This is a genomic window from Njordella aestuarii (assembly GCF_056494165.1).
This window is the reverse complement of record NZ_CM151397.1, coordinates 1,956,984-1,976,649: the sequence shown is the minus strand read 5'-3', so window position 1 is coordinate 1,976,649 and position 19,666 is coordinate 1,956,984. Positions and strand designations below refer to the sequence as shown.

The window sequence follows — 19,666 nt, the reverse complement described above, 5'->3', positions numbered from 1 at the left end:
TCTATAATACTTTCTGCAGTGTCATCGGCTCACTAAGCGATCTGACCTGTCCCGCCCCTTCGCCTCAGCAGATTGAAATTCTGGAACTGATTCTATGAAGCTTTTATCTAACGTTTTCGCGTATTCCGTTTCCAACGCAATACCAATCTGCCCGCTGATCAAACTTGTTGTTCTTTACGTCAGTTTGATTGCAACGACAAGCCTGCTTGCTGACGATGTCTCTTTTGAAGAACATATCCAACCGATTCTGACACAAAAGTGCGCGGGGTGCCACAATTCGCAGGAAGCCGAAAGCGGCTTTGCTGCTGATAGCTTTGCCGCGATCGTGCGAGGTTCAGAGAACGGGAAAGTCATCGATGCGAGTTCTCTCGCAGATAGCAAACTGTTGAGAGTCATCCAAGGTGCAGATGCGCCCAAAATGCCGCCTGAAGAGGAACCACAGCTCACGCCCGAGGAGATTGCTTCTATTCAGTCGTGGATTCTGAAGGGGGCTCTCTCAACGACCGCTCCGAAATCGTTTCGAGAACGAGTGGAATCACTAAAGTCGAAGGAGCAATCGAATTCAGACCAGACACTTACGGCCGTCGAAATTTACGCAGCGGACCGAGAATATCGCGTAAGCGGCAGTGAAGGGCTTTTAGTCGTTGAAGACTTGGGCTCCAAGCAAGTTGTAGCCAAGCTCGATTCGATTGTAGGTCGCGTTACCAGTATTCGCCACTCTGCTCCAAACAATATGTTAGTTGTTGGTTCTGGGTATGCCGGAATTGGCGGCCAACTGACATTGATCGACGCGACAACTTTCGAAGTGACTCTACAAAAAGATGTGAGCGAGGATACGATCTACGCAGCCACCATGACTGGGGACGGAAAACTGGTCGCAACCGCTGGATATGATCGCATCATTCGCCTTTGGGACCGGGAAAAGGCAGAGCTTTTCGGCCAACTCACCGGTCACAACGGCGCCGTCTACGACCTAGACTTCGACCACAGTGGAACGCTTCTATGCAGCGCTTCAGCCGATGAAACAGTAAAGCTATGGCACGTGCCAACCCAGCAACGCTTAGACACATTCGGACAATGCGAAGACCAACAAAACGCATGCCGTTTCAACAGCGATTCAACTCGAGTGGTCGCTGCTGGAGCCGACCGTCGCATCCGCGCTTGGAAAATCATTGCTCGTGATCAACCTTCTGTTAACCCAATGCTCTCGTCAACATTTGCACATGAGACGGACGTCCTTAGGATTGCTTATAGCCCGGATGGCAAAGTTCTCGCGAGTGTGGGCCGTGATCGAAAAGTGAAGCTGTGGGACGCAGATCGACTTGAACCGCTTCAGGATCTCGGCATTGTGGAAGAACTTCCAATCGATTTGAACTGGGCAAGCTCGGGAAATGAAGTTTATGTTACCTGTTTCGACGGCCAGCAAAAAACATTAAAGCTTGCCACGTCCCACTCTACAAAGATGAGCTCAAGAACAATTTCCGCCGATCAACCATCACGTGCAACATCTAAAATCGACGTCACACATACTGCAGCTTATACCGACCAAGCGGGCAACGATGGCCCGATGAGCGCCCAAAAGATCACTCTTCCATCGTTAGTAACAGGAAAGATTGAACTCGATGTTTCAGATTCATCAAGCTCGGATTCCGACTATTATCGCTTCCAATCAAATGCAGGCGATCAGTGGGTGTTCTCCATCGTTGCTCAAACCAACGGTTCATCACTCGACAGTCGGATTGACATTCTAAGTCACGACGGCGAACCCCTCGTACGCACCCGCTTACAAGCAGTCCGAGAGACTTACTTTACGTTCCGTGCGAAAAATTCGACTCAGTCAGACGACTACAGGTTACACAGATGGGAAGACATGGAACTGAACGAGCTGATCTACGCAAATGGCGAAGTTAACAAACTATGGTTGTACCCGAGAGGTCCAGACTCCGGTTTCTTGGTCTACCCTGGCGAAGGACACCGACACGCGTATTTTGACACAACTCCGTTAACGCATGCGTTGAATGAACCAGCGTATATTGTCCAAGAGCTTGCGGACAACGAAGAACCCATTGCAAACGGATTGCCTGTTTTTCCGATCTATTACCAGAATGATGATGACGCCGATCGGCGAAACGGCAAAGACAGCCAGATCTACTTCGAGGCCCCCAGCGACGGTGAGTATCTTATTCGCGTTCGCGACTCGCGAGGTCTTCAAGGTCCCGATTTCAATTATCAACTCGAAATCCGCCACCCAAAACCAGACTTCACACTTACAGCCGCGGCGCTAGGCCCAGAACTTATTATTGGTAGCGGCTGCGAAATTCAAATCAAAGCAGATCGCATCGATCTTTTTTCAGACCGCATCGACTTAACGCTTGACGGATTGCCCGACGGCTTTCAATCAAGCCAACCATTGTTCATTGAAGCCTCTCAGAACATCGCGATTGCCACGATCTACGCACCTGCCGACTTGAAAGACTTCCCGCAAAGCATTTCTATCCGCGTATCGGGTACCAGCACGATCGGGGCAGAGGCTCGAACATTTATCGTACCAGACCCAGTCGAGCTAAAGGTTGTAGCAAAGCAAGGCCTGCTTCCCCGTCTTGTTGCGGCAGGACAAAATCAAGATGCGCCGTCATTGACGGAGCTCGTGATACGTCCAGGCGAAACGATCTCGGCAAATCTTGTCTTAGAGGGAGGCGTTAATGCAGAAGAGATGTCGTTTGGCATTGAAGATTCCAACCGAAACTTTCCACATGGTATTATTATCAGCAACATCGGGCTCAACGGGTTGTTAATCCCGGCTGGACAAACGCAGCGTGAATTTTTTATTACCGCCGCGCCATGGCTGCAAACTCAGACGCGTCCCATTCATCTTCGCAGCAAATCTTCAGGAAACCCAACAACCCAGCCAATTCTTTTACACGTCGTCGAATAACAACGTGGTGGTCAGACCATAGCTTTCATCCCGCGAGCTCTCTCGAGAAGCTCGAGCAATTGCTCAGGCTGGATCGGTTTTGTTGCGCATTCATCCATGCCGCTCGCAAAGCAACGTTCGCGTACTTCGGGGAGCGCATGGGCAGTCATCGCGATTACAGGCGTGCGCGTGTCCGTTTCGCGTCGACGCAATTCTTGAACCGCTGCAAATCCGTCCATTTCTGGCATTTCAAGATCCATCAGTATCACTGCGAAATCGTTGTTTTCCAGAATCCTAAGTGCTTCAAGTCCGTTGTCCGCTGTAGTTACACTGTGCCCAAAGATTTCCAACAATCCCCGCGCAACTTCCTGATTAACAGGAGAATCGTCCACAACCAATATTTTCAGCCCATGATCTTCGATCAGCTGGTCTTGAATGGCATCTTCCACGCTGCGCGATTCGAAATCAGCAGTCCGTGCAAGGAGATCGATCAGCTCGTCAGCCGTGACAGGTTTTGCAAGGTAGTGAGCGTTGGCAACTGAATACGCGGTTCTAGGTTCAACGACGTTTGGTGGAACCAGCAAATAGAGTTGAGCGTTTTTGAATGCTTGCACGTCTTGGGACAGCAGTATTTCGACGTCCGCCAGAGATGCTGGTTCGCAATCGTAGACTATTTGCAAAGCTGGTGCATTGAGCGCCCGTTGATTCAACCGTCGCGCTGACCGAAGAAACTCAGTCTTCGACATCTTCACGCTGTCAGCTCCCGAAGCCTTGAAGTAATCTGCATAGCAGAGAAAACTAGCTTCCGAATCGCTGACAAAAAGTACTTCGCTGCCATCTAATTTCGGTAGCTCTATTTGGCCGTCTTCATAAACTTCTTGCAATGGAATGGTAAAGTGAAATTTGCTTCCCTCGGCTAATTCACTTTCAACCCAAATCTTGCCATTCATCAGTTGCACGAGTTGCGCGGAAATTGTCAATCCGAGTCCAGTTCCCCCGTATCTTCGCGTCGTGGAACTATCACTTTGCTCGAACGACTCAAAGATAACTTGTTGCTTTTCCTTGGCAATCCCGGGGCCAGTGTCGCTGACCGTAAACTTCAGCATTCGGTGACCGACTGAGTTCAGGAACGGACGACACGACACAACAACTTCGCCAGAATCGGTGAACTTTATCGCGTTACCGACCAAATTTAGTAGAATCTGTCGCAGTCGGCTTGAGTCGCCGATGATTCGTCGAGGCATATCGAAGGTAACATTGCAGATCAAGTCGACATGTTTCTCAGCGGCTTGAACCCCCATCAGTCGCACAACTGATGTGACAATCTCGGTCAATGAGAACTCTACTTCTTCAAGTCCCATTTTGCCGGCTTCGATCTTTGAAAGGTCGAGGATATCGTTGAGTAAGTTCAACAACGAATTGCCCGATTGGCGGACAGTGTTCAGGCAGCTACGTTGCTTATCATTCAGTTCGGTGCGCAATGCGAGTTCGGTCATACCGAGGATACCGTTCATAGGTGTCCGTATTTCATGACTCATTGTGGCAAGAAATCTGCTCTTGGCATCGTTTGCAGCTTCCGCAGCTTCTTTTGCAATACTCAACTCGTTTCGAGCATCGACCAGCTGTTGCGTATTCAGTTTTAACTTGGCGTAAGACTCGGCCAACTCTTCCGCCTGAAGTCGGACCGACGCCGTACGTTCTTCCACTTGTTGCTCCAGAGTTGCGTTAAGGATTTCCAGGTTTTGAAATCCTTCTGCATTCTCAAGCGCAGCTCCCGCGATCGTGGCCACGAAGTTTGCTAAACGTTCCTCTTCGCGACCAAAGAAATTTCGAATGTTATCGTGTGTTACGTACAAACAAGCAGTAAAGCGGTCACGTACTTTGATCGGAACGTACAAACTTGATCTCTCAATCATACGTGTGCTCGTTCCTTCGTTGGCCGGAACTAGCTCCGTAACCGCATGTGCTTGGCCTGCGGTTAGTGCGATTTCTACAGACCCTTTGCAATGCGCCGTCGGGCCTTCAAAGCGAGTTTTATCGACCGCGGGCGAGGAGAGTTCAAGATTTATCAGATAATGGTTTTCGCAACGCAAGAGCTTCGTCGCGGCGACTTCAACTTCTTGGAAAATGCGATCGACTGTTAGGGCAGATGCTATGCAACGACCGATCTCGAGCACGGTATCGAATCGATCAACCAACGACAGTGAAGCTTCACGTTTGTCGCGTTGGCCATACAATTTCCGGCCGTCTGCCGTGTCAATTTTACTGAACATTTGACGGGCTTCCATTGCATCGCGCTGCGCCTGTTTCCAGCTTAATGCCGTCCCCACACGACTCCTGCTCCACAGCGTTTCGGCATATTCAATCCGCGACTCCGTCAGTTCCGCCGCTTGCAAGCTCGCTTCGAAGTAACGCAGCGCCTTCCGCTCTTTGCCCCGCGCGGCAGCCACAATTGCCAGCTCTCGTAGAGCTCGCGGAAGATCGTTTTTGCAAACACGCGATAGACGGACAGAGCGCCTTGCTTGCCGCTGCGCGAGATTCAGGTACCGTTGCCGCTTGGCATTTTCAAACTCCGAGCACTTGAAAGCTAACTTGCGGTACGTGGTAGCCAGCCATGCAGCGGAAGGAATGGTGTAAGCGTTGATGATGCCCGTAAACGAAAGTACGCTTGACGCCTTCTCAAGGCAAACGGCAGCTTCCTCCAACCGGTTGCGAAACAACAACGACAGTCCTTTCGCAAACTCGACTTGCGACTCGCCCTGGACGTCTTGTCTCTCTCGGGTTAGTTCAGCCTCGAGCTTTTCAGCATCAACGTCCCCTTGCGACGCTCGCGCCCAGACATCGAAGATGATTCCTGACGCTTGTTCATCGCCAGAAGAAATGCCAGAATCGTAATTCTTTCTACAATGTTTGACGGATTCATCGACTTCCCCTAAATGGTACAAAGCCGCGGCAACTTGGTATCTCGCAATATGAACCTGCCAGTAATCGCCCGTTTGCTCTAACAAACGTATGGCTTCAAGTCCACGATCAACACAGTCACGATAGCGAGATGCATAGTAAAGCACGCAACTGTAAAAGCTGAGCGTCTGGCCTTCCCCCCACACATCTTTGAAATCTCGGCGGAGCTGTAGTGATCGTTCTGAGTATCGTATGGCCCTACCAAACAACGGAATGAGTGATATCACCGGCGCATGTTCAGAGTACGCTGTCGCCATCTCGGGCGAAGGTGGAAATTTCTCGGTGAGGTTTAGTCCACGAAAATGCGATACGAGGCATTCGATCTTTGAACGGCAAAACCAACAGCCATGCGTTAGTTTGCTAAAGAGTTGCATCGCCAGCGTCTCTGATGGCGTCGGGCTTCGTTTGAACCTGCCTACAAATAAGCTGGGTAATATCGAATGCATTACCTGCCATACCATGGCCCAGACCAAGGCGACGACAAAAATCAACGGATTGCTCGGAATATAATATCCCAACAATCGTAACGTTTTCTCGAAGGACAACGTTGCGTCTTCGATTTCACCACGTTTAAACAGTAGCTCCGCAATTTTGCTTTCGAGTTTCGCCTTTGTGAAGTCGTCCGACGCTAAGGGTATCGCTTCCGCGAAGTACTCAGCGGCTTCAGCATATTTACCCCGGAGCATCAGAGTTTCGGCAAGCCCTTCAATAACCTCAAACTTCACCGGTTCATCGCTAGTCGCAACGGAACCATACGCGATCCGGTAGTTTTGTTCCGCGACGTCCAGCGCGAATTGACTTCGCGCACTACGTGCGGCCGCAATTGCAAAAGGCAATGCTACCGTCCAGCAAGCGGCTTGACTCAAGTAGTATGCAATTTGCGCGTTCGACTCTGGGCGGTGCAGCTGAAGGTAATTGGCAATATCGAGATTGATCTGCGTCAGCTCATTTTCGCTGAGCTCATCTCTTAAAACCTCTCGCAACTGCTCATGCACAAACGAAAAGGTTTCGCCGTTGTTACGCGTCCATATCAGACTTCGCTTTTCCGCTTGCCGAACAGACTCCAGCGCATCCGCATGCTCGAAACCAGCTAGCCCTGCCAGCAAGTCCAGCTCAAACGTTTTTCCGATCATTGCGCCCAGGGTCAGCAGTTTTCGGACTTCGACGGGTAGATAGGCTACGCGTCTTGCAAGTAATGTTACTGCTTCGCTAGAGGACTGGAGATCAGTAAGCGCTGCAGCATCAACCCGCCAACCATACGTGTCGGGTACAACTGCTCCAGATTCCACGAGACCACGCACAACTGCTGACGCCATACATGGATTACCAGCCGATAATTGCGATACTACCTGAAGCGTTTCCTTCGGAAGCTGTCCGGCCATCGATTGTGCGAGGTCGACAATCTGATCTTCGGAAAAAGAGTGCAGGACAATTCGCCGATTGGGCTTTATAGTCGCCGTAAGACGTTCAACCGACACTTCATCTTCAGATCGATACGCTAGAAGCAGTGCGACATAGCTGTTTGCTTCGCGAAACCGCGAACAGATCGCGTCCAGTAGCTTCAAAGCGACAGGCGCCGTCCAATGTAGATCGTCAACGACAATGACAGCCGGGTACTCCGGAGAACCCAGCGAATGCAAGAAGGTAGCCAGCGCTGCAATGGTCCGATTCTCTCCAAACTCATCAGGTGCCCTAACCACCGGTTCCGCTAAAGCAAGAACATCCGCTAGCCCTGGATACAGGTCGCTCAGTACGTGAGTAAGCGCGCCCAGCTCTCTATCGGCTCGCAGACCAACTTCTTTGTCTTGAGCTGCAAAAGAGCAGAACTGCCGAACGATGCCATCCATGAACGAAAATGGTCCTTGCGAATCGTGACCAACAGACGTCCCATGGAAAACACGAAAATTCTCAACGCTCGCCAATGCCTCAAACTCTTTGATCAAGCGACTTTTGCCTGTCCCGGCTTCGCCGCCCACGCACATTACAGGCCCTAAGCCGTTCTTACATTCCGCTAATGTCGCAGCAAACTGGGAGAATTCATTCTCGCGAACAATAACGCTTGGCTCAACCAAATTGTGCCGACAATCAACTGTCCCTAAGATGACATTGTCGGCTCGATGATTCTCATATCCAGCAAGTATCTGCTTCAAGTCATGAACTACAGCAGATGCTAATTGATAGCGGTCCCGCGCATCTTTGCGCAATAGGCGGTGGATAAGTTCGTTAAGGGTCAACGAAATATCAGGCCTGCATGAACGCATATCAGGAAGCGAACACGTAAGCTGCTTGAAGAGTAAATCCCCCATCGTCTGTGCTTCGAAGGGAGCACGCGCCGCCAAACAAGCGAACAGAATGGCACCAGCCGAATAGATATCACTTGCATTGGTCTCTTCGATATCGATCGACCCAGTCTGCTCGGGTGCAGAATATCTCGCGATCTCCAAGACACGCTCGCAATCTTCTTCTGGAATCAGCTTGCTTTCAAGAATATCATTGCAAACGATTTGAGCGCGCAACAATCCACCATTCAGTCCTTCCTTGATGAAGATGTTTCCAGGGTGGAGCGATCGGTGGCGCAAGCGGTGGGTGTGCAAAACCGACAGTGCGCCGAAGACATCAATGGCTATTTGTATAGCATCTTTCGTAGAGACACGACCTTGCTGAATATATGTATGTAGCGATGACTCTGGAGATCGATAGGCAAACGCAGCATAGACAAAATCCGCATTCGTGCCAAACGTCCGAATTGAAAGAAGTGATTCAACAGACTCAGGTACGCGAACTGCCGCTTCCTGCTCTATAACTCGAATCGCAGCTCGGTTAATTGACGCTGAACGGATGGCAATTACTTTAAGCGGCTCTTTTAAAACTGGATCATAGGCAAAGAACGCCGCACCATTAGTCGTTAGCTCTTGGATCTGAATACCGTGAAAAATGGTCTGTAGCTCATTTTCACAATTTTGCAGCCATGGCTGACTCCGTGGCTCGAACTCACGCTTTGGTGGTGTCATATTGTGCTCTAAAGCATTGCCAATGATACAAATGATCAGTCTTCAATATCAGACATACAGGGTTACAAAATATAGGATACAGGTTGGCTTAATCATTGACTCAGCCTCCTACGTGCGTCGCAAATGCATGTCTTTTCGGAAAATCTAATTCCGATTACCCAGTTAGAACGGGGTATAGTGTTATCCACATCCATGTTGCACTAATAAGAAATTGCTTTGAGACACTAGAGCGCCAAAATTCAACCAGAGCAGATCAACGTAAATCTTATTGAATGCTCTTTATCAACACTTGGCTTTCTAGAATCCGGAGCGATCAATGCCAGACGCAAATATTACACACTTGCAACACCAGCAGATAATAGATCAATTTTTTGACGTGAAGGTCGCGAGCTTTACAAAAGAACTTGCAAAACTAGAACAGGAAATTCCTAGCGACGCCGCACCTCAAAACGGCGACGAATTTCATATCAAGGTCGCTGAACTTTTTCAACGTTCTCAGGATGACTGCCGTGAGCTACAAGCCGCTATAGAAGATTGTCCTGAATCGCTACAAGCTGCGAGGAAACGATTCCTATCTGAAACGGATGCATGGTTCAAACAGAGCTGGATAGCAGAACGGGCTCGCACCAAACCGAGCGGATTTCCTGGCGACTACTTGATGCTGATCAAGCTATACGAGCAACAAACGCCTGCGCTCGGGCTTGGCGGCTATATCGACCTGTGCATTATGAACGTGGCACTCGCTCGCGCAGTTCGTGGACGCCTTTTGGCTGCTCGTGAATTCGTGCTCAAAGAACTCGAAAACCGTCGTGGCACCGTTAAAATCCTCGACATTGCAAGTGGCCCATGCCGTGAATTCCTTGATTTTCCTGCACAACCAGAAGGTCGGAACGTCGCCATAACCGCGATGGACAGCGACCCAGCAGCATTGGAATATGTTGGCTCCGTCGTTGCCAAACAACTCGACGAAACCGTTACATTGAACCCAGTACGATATAATGCTCTGCGTACACGTTCTGCGGAAACCACGGTCGAGCTATTCGGCAAATTTGACATTCTTTACAGCGTCGGGCTGTGCGATTATCTCACCGACGACCATCTCATTTCAATGTTCAGTGCATGGCATAACACCCTAAGCGATGGTGGTGTTATGTATATCGCATTTAAAGATACCAGAGAATACGACGAAACCCCGTATCAATGGCACCTTGACTGGCATTTCTATCAGCGTACTCATGAAGATGTATTGCGTCTTTATGAAGCTGCTGGGTTTGACCTGTCCAAAATGAATATTACCCGTGATCCAACCGGAATCATTATAAACTATGTCGCTCGACATGATGTCGCAACGCATGCGCGTATCGACGCGATGCATCCATCGCTCAAGAAACCGCGACGCAATTTAGTACGCGAGAACTCAGAGTCTAAAGTCTCGGAATAATTATACTTTTTCAGAACCCCGTTACGCGGTTTAAGCTGACTGCTCATCGCAACATGAGACAATCGCATAAAGGGTATCCGTTAAGTATATAAGAATTCTTCGTCGTCACCACCAAGCTCGCCTTGGTGGGACGGCTGGTTATAATCCCGTTTCGACCGAGGCAAGCTCGGTCGGGTGCTTAATAACAAAATGAACAGATGTTTTACACAATCGTCGAAGACATCATCGGAGGCGTATCAAAGTTCATAATTGGACACCGCGCATTGCCGACTTCAGCGTTTTCTGCAACGTCACATTTTCCATTTTTAATTTCGATAATTTGTTGCTCGACGGCGATGAATGCTTCCACCACATCGGGATCAAACTGCTTGCCCCGTTCGCTCAAGATTATTTCTCGCGCGTGTTCATGCGTAAATGCATCTTTATAAACTCGCTTCGTCGTAAGTGCATCGTACACGTCTGCAAGTGAAACGATTCGTGCGCAAAGTGGTATCTCCTCGCCAGACAGTCCATCAGGATAGCCACTACCGTCATATCGCTCGTGATGCGATCCAGCAATATCGCGTGCCAGCTGAAGATACTGTGCATTCGGGTCAGCTTCGAGAGTTGCGGCCAGCGTATCCCTTCCAATCGCCGCATGTGTCTTCATGATTTCAAACTCTTCTTTAGTGAGTTTGCCCGGCTTCAGTAACACTGCGTCGGGAATTCCGACCTTTCCGATATCGTGCAGTGGACTTGTCAAATACAGAGCCCGTATGAAATCGCCGTCGATTTCATCACGGTACTTTTCCGTCTTCGATAGTTGGTAAGCTAACACCCAGCAATAGTCGCGGATGCGTTCCAAGTGTGCTCCGGTATCCGTGTCGCGGGATTCAGCAAGCTTGGCAAGTGAGAATACCAATAAATGCTTTTTCTCAAGCGATATCAGTCGTTCGGCAACCTTGAGTCGCACAAGCAGTTCGTCTGCACTGCACGGCTTGCTCAAAAAATCGTCTGCGCCGGCTTCCAAACCCGCAACGACATTTGCATTCCGCTCCATCGTCGTCAGCAAAATGAAGTAGATGTAGTTGCTAAGTCTGCGCTTGCGTATGCGACGACAAAGTTCGGTACCATCCATGTTGGGCATCTGCCAGTCCGATAGTACGATGCGGACATTGCTATTGGCAATAATTTCCAATGCTTCATCGCCGTCGCTGGCCGTGAGAACATGGTAGCCCATCTCAAGCAAGACAGCTTGCAAAAACTCCCGACAAACCATGTCGTCGTCGACGACCAAAATTGTCGTTAAGTTATTCTCCTCAAAGCGTTCCATCTTGGGATCTCTTCTGTAGGGAAGCTGTGGCGGAACGAAACTCTTGATAGGACGTTCGAAGCTCAGTAATGAGCGACAGCAGCTTCGTCTCACTTTCGTCTTGGGCGACGGATTCGATCTGTTCGGTTATTTGTGCTATGGAAACTGCTGACACGGTTTTTGCGCTGCCCTTAAGCCGATGCGCAAGCTTCGAAGCATCGTGGTAAGCTCGGCCGCCGACCGCATTCACCAACGCAGTTACGTCAAGTTCAGCCTGCTCTAAAAATCGGGCAAGGATTTTTTGTGCGAGATCGACTCGTCCCATGCACCGGTTCACTAGCTGATCAAAATCTAAACTTGTCGGCTTCTCCGAACTCAATTTGTCGGACTGCACAGTTGTCACCTTAAAGGCTCACATGCGGAAGGTCAAAGGCTGAAAGCTTTCAACACGCCGTCGAAAGGTGAGGAAGATTAGGACAGAACAATTGCCAAGTCAAAAGATTGCACTGCTAATGCATCAAACCGAACAAAATTTTTCGCGAAATGTAAGTTCGAGTCGACTTGCGTACAGTAAAAGTGTGCAAAACTTAAGGCTTTCCCTAATGCACTTTTGAACACTACGGGCGAATCAACCGCACTTTGTGATTGTTGCTATCGCCCACGAAAACCCGCCCGCTAGCGTCCACAAACACACCATGCGGACGATCCAATTCGCATTTTCTGGCTTCCCCCTCCGGGCCATCACCTCGCTTTCCGTCGCCTAGGACGGTGTCTACGATGCGGTCGCCCGCCCGATAGACCCGGATCGTATGACTCTCGGTATCTGCAAAATAGATGTCCCCATTGGTCGCATAAGCCACGCCTTTCGGACCACTTAGAAGTGCATGTTTTGCATCTTCGCCGTCGCCTTGATAGCCAGCACGTCCGCTACCGGCAAGATGATGAATCGTTTCACTCTGCAGATCAATCTCGAAGATTGAATTCCCCTCCCTCAACGCCAACGCTAAGTTATGCTTCCCGTCAAAATCGAGCGCCCGAGGTCCATTTAAGTCAACGCTTATTATTGTCGCGCCGTCCACCGTCGGCCCTTGCTGGCCCGTACCCGCAAACGTAGCGATCTTCCCTGTGGTCAAATCGACATTGCGAATACGATGATTGCCAATATCACAAATGTATAGCTGCTGTCGACTATCCAGTGCAATCGAATGGGGACGGTTCAATTGTGCATCCGTCGCTGCTCCGCCATCGCCATCAAACCCGGCAACTCCACTACCAGCAACAAGACTGATCGTTTTCGTCCTTGCATCCACACGGCGTACCACATGGTTCATCATCTCGACGAAGTACATATTGCCTTCAGCATCGAAACGGACTTCATACGGCTCGTTCAAATCTGCTTTGAGTGCTGGACCGTCGTTGCCGGAGTAGCCTTTTCTCCCAGTTCCCGCTGCCGTGCTGATCTTGCCACTTATCAGGTCTAACCGACGAATCACATGCGATCCGACTTCACAAAAGTAAAGATCACCGTCGGGACCAATCACGAGGCCGAATGGTTGGTCGATCTGCGCTAAGACACCTCGATCGCCGTCCCCGCCATACCCAGCGACACCGGTCCCGGCAATGGTCACCGTCTCTTGTGCATCCACTGATCCGAGAGATATGACCAGGACGAGAATCACCGCGTGGTAAAGATTTGCCCAGCGTTTCGAAGTGATCAGCACCATTATTTTTTGACCTTAGTATGTACCGAACGAGCGGGAACGCACTGCTCCATTACTCAGGATTTGCAGCCGGCAGTAGCTTACTCTTTGGCCATTTCGACCTGGCTCGGGTGCATCAAATAGGCCATCAAGTCCCGCAATTGGTCGTCGGTCAAGTTATCAAGCAAGCCGTCGGGCATCGGTGAAAGACTTGTCGTCTTGATCTCGGCAATATCTTCCGTCGGCAGCGTTAGCAACTCCGTCTGAGTCTGCAATCGCAACGTTTTGTCGTCTTTTGAAACGATCAAACCATTCAATATGTTTTCTTCAGTCGTTAACAGAATCGACATCCGATAATCCTTACTTACGACTGCGCTAGGGTCGACGATGTTCTCTAGCAAGTAATCGAGATTGTTGCGATTTGAACCAGTCAAGTCAGGTCCAATCATTTCCCCTTGCCCATATAGTCGATGGCACTTTGCACAGCTTTTTGAGAAGAGCAACCTTCCTCGAGCTTTATCTGCGGACACAATCGATTCGCTGGTCAGCGTCTCTTTGAGCTGACTGATGCGTGCCGCTTTGTCACCTGGCGTGTCTCGCAAGTCACCCCAAACTTTGGTAAGGCGTTCAAAAACAGCCGGATTCTCCAAAGACTTGATCTGACGAACGTCAAACGCAGACACATCAGCAGCCGAAATATGCCCCTCTTCCAGAGCAGCGATAAGTGCCGATGCGAAACTTGCACGTGAAGAAAGTAACGAGATAATCTGCGGCCGATCGGGAGCGCGGAAGTGGTAATAATACTTGACTAGCATCTTCCCGACTTCGTCACTGTTGAAGGTTGATAATCCTTTGGCAGCCACCAAATTCAACCGTGCGTCCCCCAACACGCCAATGCACACATCATGCAGATCTTCGGCGCGGCTGCTGACCATCGATTCCAAAGCTGATCGTCGCAGATTCAACTCTGCCTTAGGATCTAGCACGATCGCTCTAACATCTTCCATCGCACGACCATCGCCAAAGACAACCGAAATTTGTCGAGCAGACTGAGGTAACTTCGTATCTGATTTCCCGGCACACCACTCTGAGAACTTGCTCCAGCTTGGTGGCGGAGCGACTTTCCGCCGTCCGCGCAAGCCGTCCTCCATTCCTGCCAATACATTGCTAGCCATTTCGACATTTTCTCGTGACATCACTGCGTTGAGTACTGTGTCGACAGGCGCTGGTCGCTCTTCGACATCTTCGGTTAATCTCCGCACGATAAATTGCTGCGTTTTGGGCCATTTGCATTGAGTCGCGAGTTCCGCCAGAGTTGGGGCTAGCGATTGGTCTGCAGCCACTGGTATCAAGCCATACCATACCAACAACGGCAAGTTATGATCGTCTGCGTCTTCAGCACGTTGAACCAGCCGCAGCGCAAGCTGCGTTCGCTGCTCGAGCGGAACCCGTTGCAATGTCGAAGCAAGCGTTAGTCGAACAAGCCCACTCTGGTCTTTATCCGCTAACGTTTCAAACAACGGCAGCAAGTCTTTCGATTCCGATAGAACTCGTTCGCGAGTACTTTTGTCGATGTTCCTTGGTCCGTAACAATCGTCGATCGGCCAGGTTTCCGTCAAGATACGTATCGCATTGCAGCGGACATACTCGCTCTTGTGGTGCATCAAGCCTTTCAAAGCGTCGCGTCCAATCAAATCGGTAACATGCAAGGTCATCAACGCTCGGTACTCGTGCGCTTCATCTCCACTGTTTAGCAGCTTTTCAAGTTCGCTCCGACAGTCGTCTGATACCGTTCCCGATTCCGACCGTTCGTCAAGAATCAATCGCGATTGGCGTACATACCATTCATTCTTGTGAGTGTGCAGCTTTGCCAGTTCAACGTCGCTCTTGGATCGCAGATCCTCGCCCGCCGCCAGTCCCGAAACCGCTTCGCCATAAGAAACGCGGTAGACGCGTCCACTAGTCCGGTGGACTCCGTCATGCTCATGACATTCCCCCGTATCGCTCCAGTCAAACACATAGACTGCGCCTTCGGGACCGTAACTCAATTCCATGCCTCGAAAGAAAGGATCCTTGCTGAACAGGATATCTTCGCCATGTTTGCCAACGTAGCCGCTACCGTGGCGCTCAAGAATTTCTTGATTTGCACGGCGTCCGTGAAAATTGAAAGTGAACAACTTATCGCGGTACTGATCTGGCCAATTATCGCCTAGATAAATGTTGGTCCCGATATGAGCATGACCGCCGCCGTAGTCGTTAGCAGCTCCATCGCGCGATTGATTCCAGCTTTTGCCTGTGTCAAAGTGCCAGTGGTCGGCATGCATATCAATCAGTTCGTAAGTCTTCGTATTCGGATCAAGCGTAAACGGGCGTACAAAGTGCGCTCCTGGGATCAAGTGCCATAGGTGACCATTAACCGTATTAACGAAGAAACACTCGCCGACGGAATTCCAATCGTGCCCCCACGGATTTGTCGTACCATGCGCAAGGACATCGATTTGTTTGGTAACTGGGTGATATCGCCAAATACCGCCTTCAACTGCGACTCGTCCTGCGTCGGGAGTTCCTGGCAAACCGATGCGCCCGGGGCAGGAGCCGCCGCAACGTCCGTAGAGCCAACCGTCAGGCCCCCACCTCAAGCCATTCGCAAAGTTATGGTAGTTCTCGCTTGCGATTTCAAAACCATCCAGCACAACTTCAGGAGCGCCGTCCGGGACATCGTTGCGGTCTCGGTCAGGAATGAAGAGTAGGGCGGGTGGACACATCACCCACACTCCGCCGTGCCCAACTTCAACGCTCGTTAGCATCTGCAACTGATCGGAAAAAACAGTTCGCTTGTCGGCCACACCGTCGCGATCCGTATCTTCCAGAATCGTGACTCGGTCTCGCAGCGATAAATCGAACCGCTGAGATTGATCAGCATAAGTATAGTTTTCCGCGATCCAGATTCTGCCACGACTGTCCCAAGTCATGTCGATCGGATTCTGGACATCTGGCTCAGATGAGAAAACTGATACTTCGAAGCCAGCCGGCATAACAAACTTTTGCGCCGCTTCCTTGGCAGGCATCGGCATTGCGTTGGGATCGGCGTCGTTGTTGTAGAGCTCCGGGAAATCATCAGCTTGCACAATTTCTGAAACGACGAAATTGCAGATCGCACATCCAAAAACTATCAGGTTTGCAACAAGCAAATGTTTGCGAAGATTCGGTAGGACGTTCATGGGCAGAGAATCAGCTAGGCGGGAAGAAACAATGTTCGACAATGCTGGCGACGCATTCCGAATCACTATTCTAGCAACTTCCCTAACCGTTCGCAGTTCCGACAGACAAAAAGAGGCTGTCTCGCGGTGACGAATCTGACTATGCCGCTTCTGAAGACGCAGCGGCGTCCAGATGAGAGCGCCGACGAAAACGCGGCTCAATTACGTCGCTCGCCAAACCGAGCTTTTCAAGGAGCTTGATTTCGTAGTAGCTGATGTCGACTTCCCACCAACGATGCTGCACAGAAGCACTCGAAGGATCTTCGTGATGATTGTTGTGCCAGCCTTCGCCAACCGTGATGAGCGCGACAAACCAGTTGTTACGGCTTTTCTCACCTGTTTTGTAATTCTGATAGCCGAACATATGGCTGAGCGAGTTGACGGACCACGTTATGTGCCAGACCGCAACAATTCGGACATAAACGCCCCAGACGACTAAGCTCATTCCGAGCTGTGTTGCTGCAGCCAAGTCCATGAACAACAGCGACGGTAAAAACCCGAGCAAGAAGAACACTGGGATCTGCATTAGCACGATGCCGAAGTGCAACAACTGATTCTTTTCCAGTCGCATGTAAAACGGATCGCGAAGCAGGTCGCGAGCGAATTTCTCCAGCCCCACAATTCCATGCGTTTCGCGGTTGGTATACAACAGCCAACCCATGTGTGACCACAGGAAGCTTACGATCGGCGAGTGTGGATCAGGCCGTTCGTCGGAATGAACGTGGTGCATGCGATGGACGCAGACCCAGCGAGCCGGTGCGTCTTCCATGCAGCAGATGCCCAAAACCGCGATGGTGTGTTCAACCCATTTCGGGCACTTAAAGCTGCGGTGCGTCAGCAACCGGTGATATCCGATCGTGACGCCTTGACCAAACACGTGAATGCCCGCGAGCATCACGAAAACACCCGTCCAGCTGAAAAAGTATGGGACGAAGGCCAGCAGAGCCAGCGCGTGGACGATGCCAATGACGACTGCGTAGGTGACGTTGAATTTGTATGGAAGAACCGCTGGAGGTATGTTGGCTTCTTGCATCGCCGATTCAAAATTCCTTGAAGATAGTTGCCGTACTTTGGGCATCCGGCGAAACGGTCCGCGATTGGAAATTCCTTTACCCGAAGCGGACAGCATTCTCGCCATGCATTGCTAGATGCCCTCTGTTTTATCCTCAAATTCTAATCCATACAGATATAGATGTTCAGTTTTCCCAAAACATCTTTCGCTAGCACGCTGAAACTTGCATTATCCACAAGTTTTATCAGCGATTCCGGCATTGCAATGCGACAATACGTCAAACCACCACAACGTCCGGCGGCGGTGGTCTGAAGCGAACAGTTCTTATTTTAGCAGCCCGCGAGAACGTAAAATCGACAGACAAATTAGAAAGTCACCTGCACGGAAATTTACACGGAAGTTGAGAAGCTGGTATTTGGCGGATGACGAAGCTAAGCGACAAGCGAACGGACAATAGTTGCTGCCAAATTAGTTGCACCAAGCCGCTGCCCCGACTCTACTTGGTGATAGGGTTCCGCTGCCGTGCCCCAACACGGATCGACTTGACTAGCGGAACAGAGAGTGTTTCCAAACCGACGATCGGCGCAAATCTACTCTATTTAAAGCTGGGATGTTCTAATCCCCAACGGAAGTTTAAGTAGTCTATGAATTCAAGGCTCTAGCCCTCAATGAAATGAAGACATATATCCAGCGGACAGGCACCACCGCTTTGACTGATTCCGAACTACTGATACTCGACATGGCAGCCACACATGGTGGCTCCCGCAGAATGTTCCACCCAGACGTATTCACTCAACAATTCAATTATCCATCCCACAATCTCACTTCCATTCAGTTGACAGAAGTATTGGATTGTTTCGAACGTAATGGTTTAATCACCGGCCAAGAATACATCGATTCTAAGGGCCGGCCAGATAAAGAAGTCTTGATAACTGCGAAGGGAGGGGGGCTTTGGGAGACGGAGCGAAAACCGGATTGGTCTCGTTACTTAGATTGTAGATACCAAGGTAGGGCTGATAGTGAGAAGTTTCGAGTTTCGATTTATGGGCATTCGCCCGAAATTTGTCGCGACTACTTCGATACTGCTCGTGATTGCGGCATCATTGACTATAGGGGAAGACGAACAAAGTCCGGGGTTGGCTGCAGACAGCTTGTTTGGTGGCGTCCAGCACAGAAAGTATTTATGATCTCTGCGTGGCTTGAAACTTGGAACTGCAACGGTGATTGGGCAACCTTGGAAAGTAAGCGGAGCTGGTGGTTCTCACCGGATGAAATTTCGAAATTTTGGGGATGGCCGACTGCCCCGATGCCCGCTGAAATCACGCAAAACCGGACCTAGCCTTTCTTTGGCTATCCTCGCTTCTTCAGTCAAGCTTACATCTTATTGTTTATTCGCATGCGATACAAATTGGTATATTGACACTAACTTTCAGAGCAACCATTGAAATCATGTCAAACGAAAAACCATGGCCACGATTCTCACTGTTATCGCTGCTCAGTGGTATGTCATTCATTGCTTTCATTCTTGCGTCCTTCTCTCGTGGTAACTACCTATTCGGCACGGGAGCAGGATTCGGTTATGCTGTGATCGCTTCGATGATCGTATGGCTCATTGTGCGAGCCATAAGCGAAGTTCCCGTGCCCAGAGCTCGCCTTGTATTTCTCGTGCTATTCTCGATTCCGGTCTGCCTCGCTTTTGCGTTCCCAACCTATGTCAACTCTGATCTCCAGGGCTTCATAGACAATGAATCCGACGACCGCGATGCACACAACGAACTTCGCACTGTGTTTTCGGATGACCGAGCATTTGACGATCTTTCAGTCGCAACCTTTCATGGTAAAGCAGTAAGCGTCGAAGTTTCTGGAACCGTCCCAAATAAGACCGAACTAGATCGTGTTCAACAGCTTGTTTTTGAACGTTGCAGTTTTGTCAAAAGATGCTCAATACATTGGAGAATTTGCGTACGTTCGGAGTCCACAACGTACGTTGCCCAAAGCAGCGGCGAATTCACGCCCGAGTGATCATGTATTAATAGACAGGTCGAAAGCTATAAGAACCGCTACAATTGCCAGTAT

General features: G+C 50.1%; 10 protein-coding genes. 4 read left to right on the top strand and 6 right to left on the bottom strand.

What is annotated here, in order from left to right:
- The first annotated feature begins 94 nt into the window (after nt 1-94).
- The gene (locus SH451x_RS07490; RefSeq protein WP_479361825.1) at nt 95-2,935 is read left to right on the top strand and encodes a WD40 repeat domain-containing protein; all 2,841 of its coding nucleotides are present in this window, start codon (nt 95-97) and stop codon (nt 2,933-2,935) included.
- An 11-nt stretch (nt 2,936-2,946) separates the two neighbouring features.
- Here SH451x_RS07490 and SH451x_RS07485 read toward each other — a convergent pair whose 3' ends face one another.
- On the bottom strand, nt 2,947-8,886 hold the full coding sequence (locus SH451x_RS07485; RefSeq protein WP_479361824.1) for an ATP-binding protein: 5,940 nt from the start codon (nt 8,884-8,886) through the stop codon (nt 2,947-2,949).
- A 316-nt stretch (nt 8,887-9,202) separates the two neighbouring features.
- Between SH451x_RS07485 and SH451x_RS07480 the strand changes: the two genes are divergently transcribed.
- Nucleotides 9,203-10,327, top strand: coding sequence for a class I SAM-dependent methyltransferase (locus SH451x_RS07480; protein WP_479361823.1), 1,125 nt, complete (start codon nt 9,203-9,205; stop codon nt 10,325-10,327).
- A gap of 202 nt (nt 10,328-10,529) precedes the next feature.
- On the opposite strand, the gene SH451x_RS07475 is transcribed toward SH451x_RS07480, so the two are convergent.
- The 5 genes from SH451x_RS07475 to SH451x_RS07455 form a co-directional block, all read right to left on the bottom strand.
- On the bottom strand, nt 10,530-11,639 hold the full coding sequence (locus SH451x_RS07475; protein ID WP_479361822.1) for an HD-GYP domain-containing protein: 1,110 nt from the start codon (nt 11,637-11,639) through the stop codon (nt 10,530-10,532).
- The gene (locus SH451x_RS07470) at nt 11,626-12,012 is read right to left on the bottom strand and encodes an Hpt domain-containing protein (RefSeq protein WP_479361821.1); all 387 of its coding nucleotides are present in this window, start codon (nt 12,010-12,012) and stop codon (nt 11,626-11,628) included. The genes SH451x_RS07475 and SH451x_RS07470 overlap by 14 nt, the downstream gene beginning before the upstream one ends.
- A 223-nt stretch (nt 12,013-12,235) precedes the next feature.
- Entirely contained in the window at nt 12,236-13,342 is a 1,107-nt protein-coding gene (locus SH451x_RS07465) for an NHL repeat-containing protein (protein WP_479361820.1), read from the bottom strand.
- A gap of 77 nt (nt 13,343-13,419) precedes the next feature.
- The gene (locus SH451x_RS07460) at nt 13,420-16,539 is read right to left on the bottom strand and encodes a PVC-type heme-binding CxxCH protein (RefSeq protein ID WP_479361819.1); all 3,120 of its coding nucleotides are present in this window, start codon (nt 16,537-16,539) and stop codon (nt 13,420-13,422) included.
- A 139-nt stretch (nt 16,540-16,678) separates the two neighbouring features.
- A complete protein-coding gene (locus SH451x_RS07455) occupies nt 16,679-17,611 on the bottom strand; it encodes an acyl-CoA desaturase (RefSeq protein ID WP_479361818.1) in 933 nt (310 codons plus the stop codon).
- 652 nt (nt 17,612-18,263) lie between these two features.
- Here SH451x_RS07455 and SH451x_RS07450 point away from each other — a divergent pair.
- Nucleotides 18,264-18,929 carry a hypothetical protein gene (locus SH451x_RS07450; RefSeq protein WP_479361817.1) on the top strand — a complete coding sequence of 222 codons (666 nt, stop codon included), beginning with the start codon at nt 18,264-18,266 and terminating at the stop codon, nt 18,927-18,929.
- Between the two features lie 110 nt (nt 18,930-19,039).
- Entirely contained in the window at nt 19,040-19,612 is a 573-nt protein-coding gene (locus SH451x_RS07445) for a hypothetical protein (protein ID WP_479361816.1), read from the top strand.
- Nucleotides 19,613-19,666 lie beyond the last annotated feature (54 nt).

Excerpts from the sequence above, each read along its gene's own strand:
- SH451x_RS07490 (WP_479361825.1), top strand. The coding sequence starts at position 95 with ATGAAGCTTTTATCTAACGTTTTCGCGTATTCCGTTTCCAACGCAATA.
- SH451x_RS07485 (WP_479361824.1), bottom strand. The coding sequence starts at position 8,886 with ATGACACCACCAAAGCGTGAGTTCGAGCCACGGAGTCAGCCATGGCTG.
- SH451x_RS07480 (WP_479361823.1), top strand. The coding sequence starts at position 9,203 with ATGCCAGACGCAAATATTACACACTTGCAACACCAGCAGATAATAGAT.
- SH451x_RS07475 (WP_479361822.1), bottom strand. The coding sequence starts at position 11,639 with ATGGAACGCTTTGAGGAGAATAACTTAACGACAATTTTGGTCGTCGAC.
- SH451x_RS07465 (WP_479361820.1), bottom strand. The coding sequence starts at position 13,342 with ATGGTGCTGATCACTTCGAAACGCTGGGCAAATCTTTACCACGCGGTG.
- SH451x_RS07460 (WP_479361819.1), bottom strand. The coding sequence starts at position 16,539 with ATGAACGTCCTACCGAATCTTCGCAAACATTTGCTTGTTGCAAACCTG.
- SH451x_RS07455 (WP_479361818.1), bottom strand. The coding sequence starts at position 17,611 with ATGCAAGAAGCCAACATACCTCCAGCGGTTCTTCCATACAAATTCAAC.
- SH451x_RS07450 (WP_479361817.1), top strand. The coding sequence starts at position 18,264 with ATGAAGACATATATCCAGCGGACAGGCACCACCGCTTTGACTGATTCC.
- SH451x_RS07445 (WP_479361816.1), top strand. The coding sequence starts at position 19,040 with ATGTCAAACGAAAAACCATGGCCACGATTCTCACTGTTATCGCTGCTC.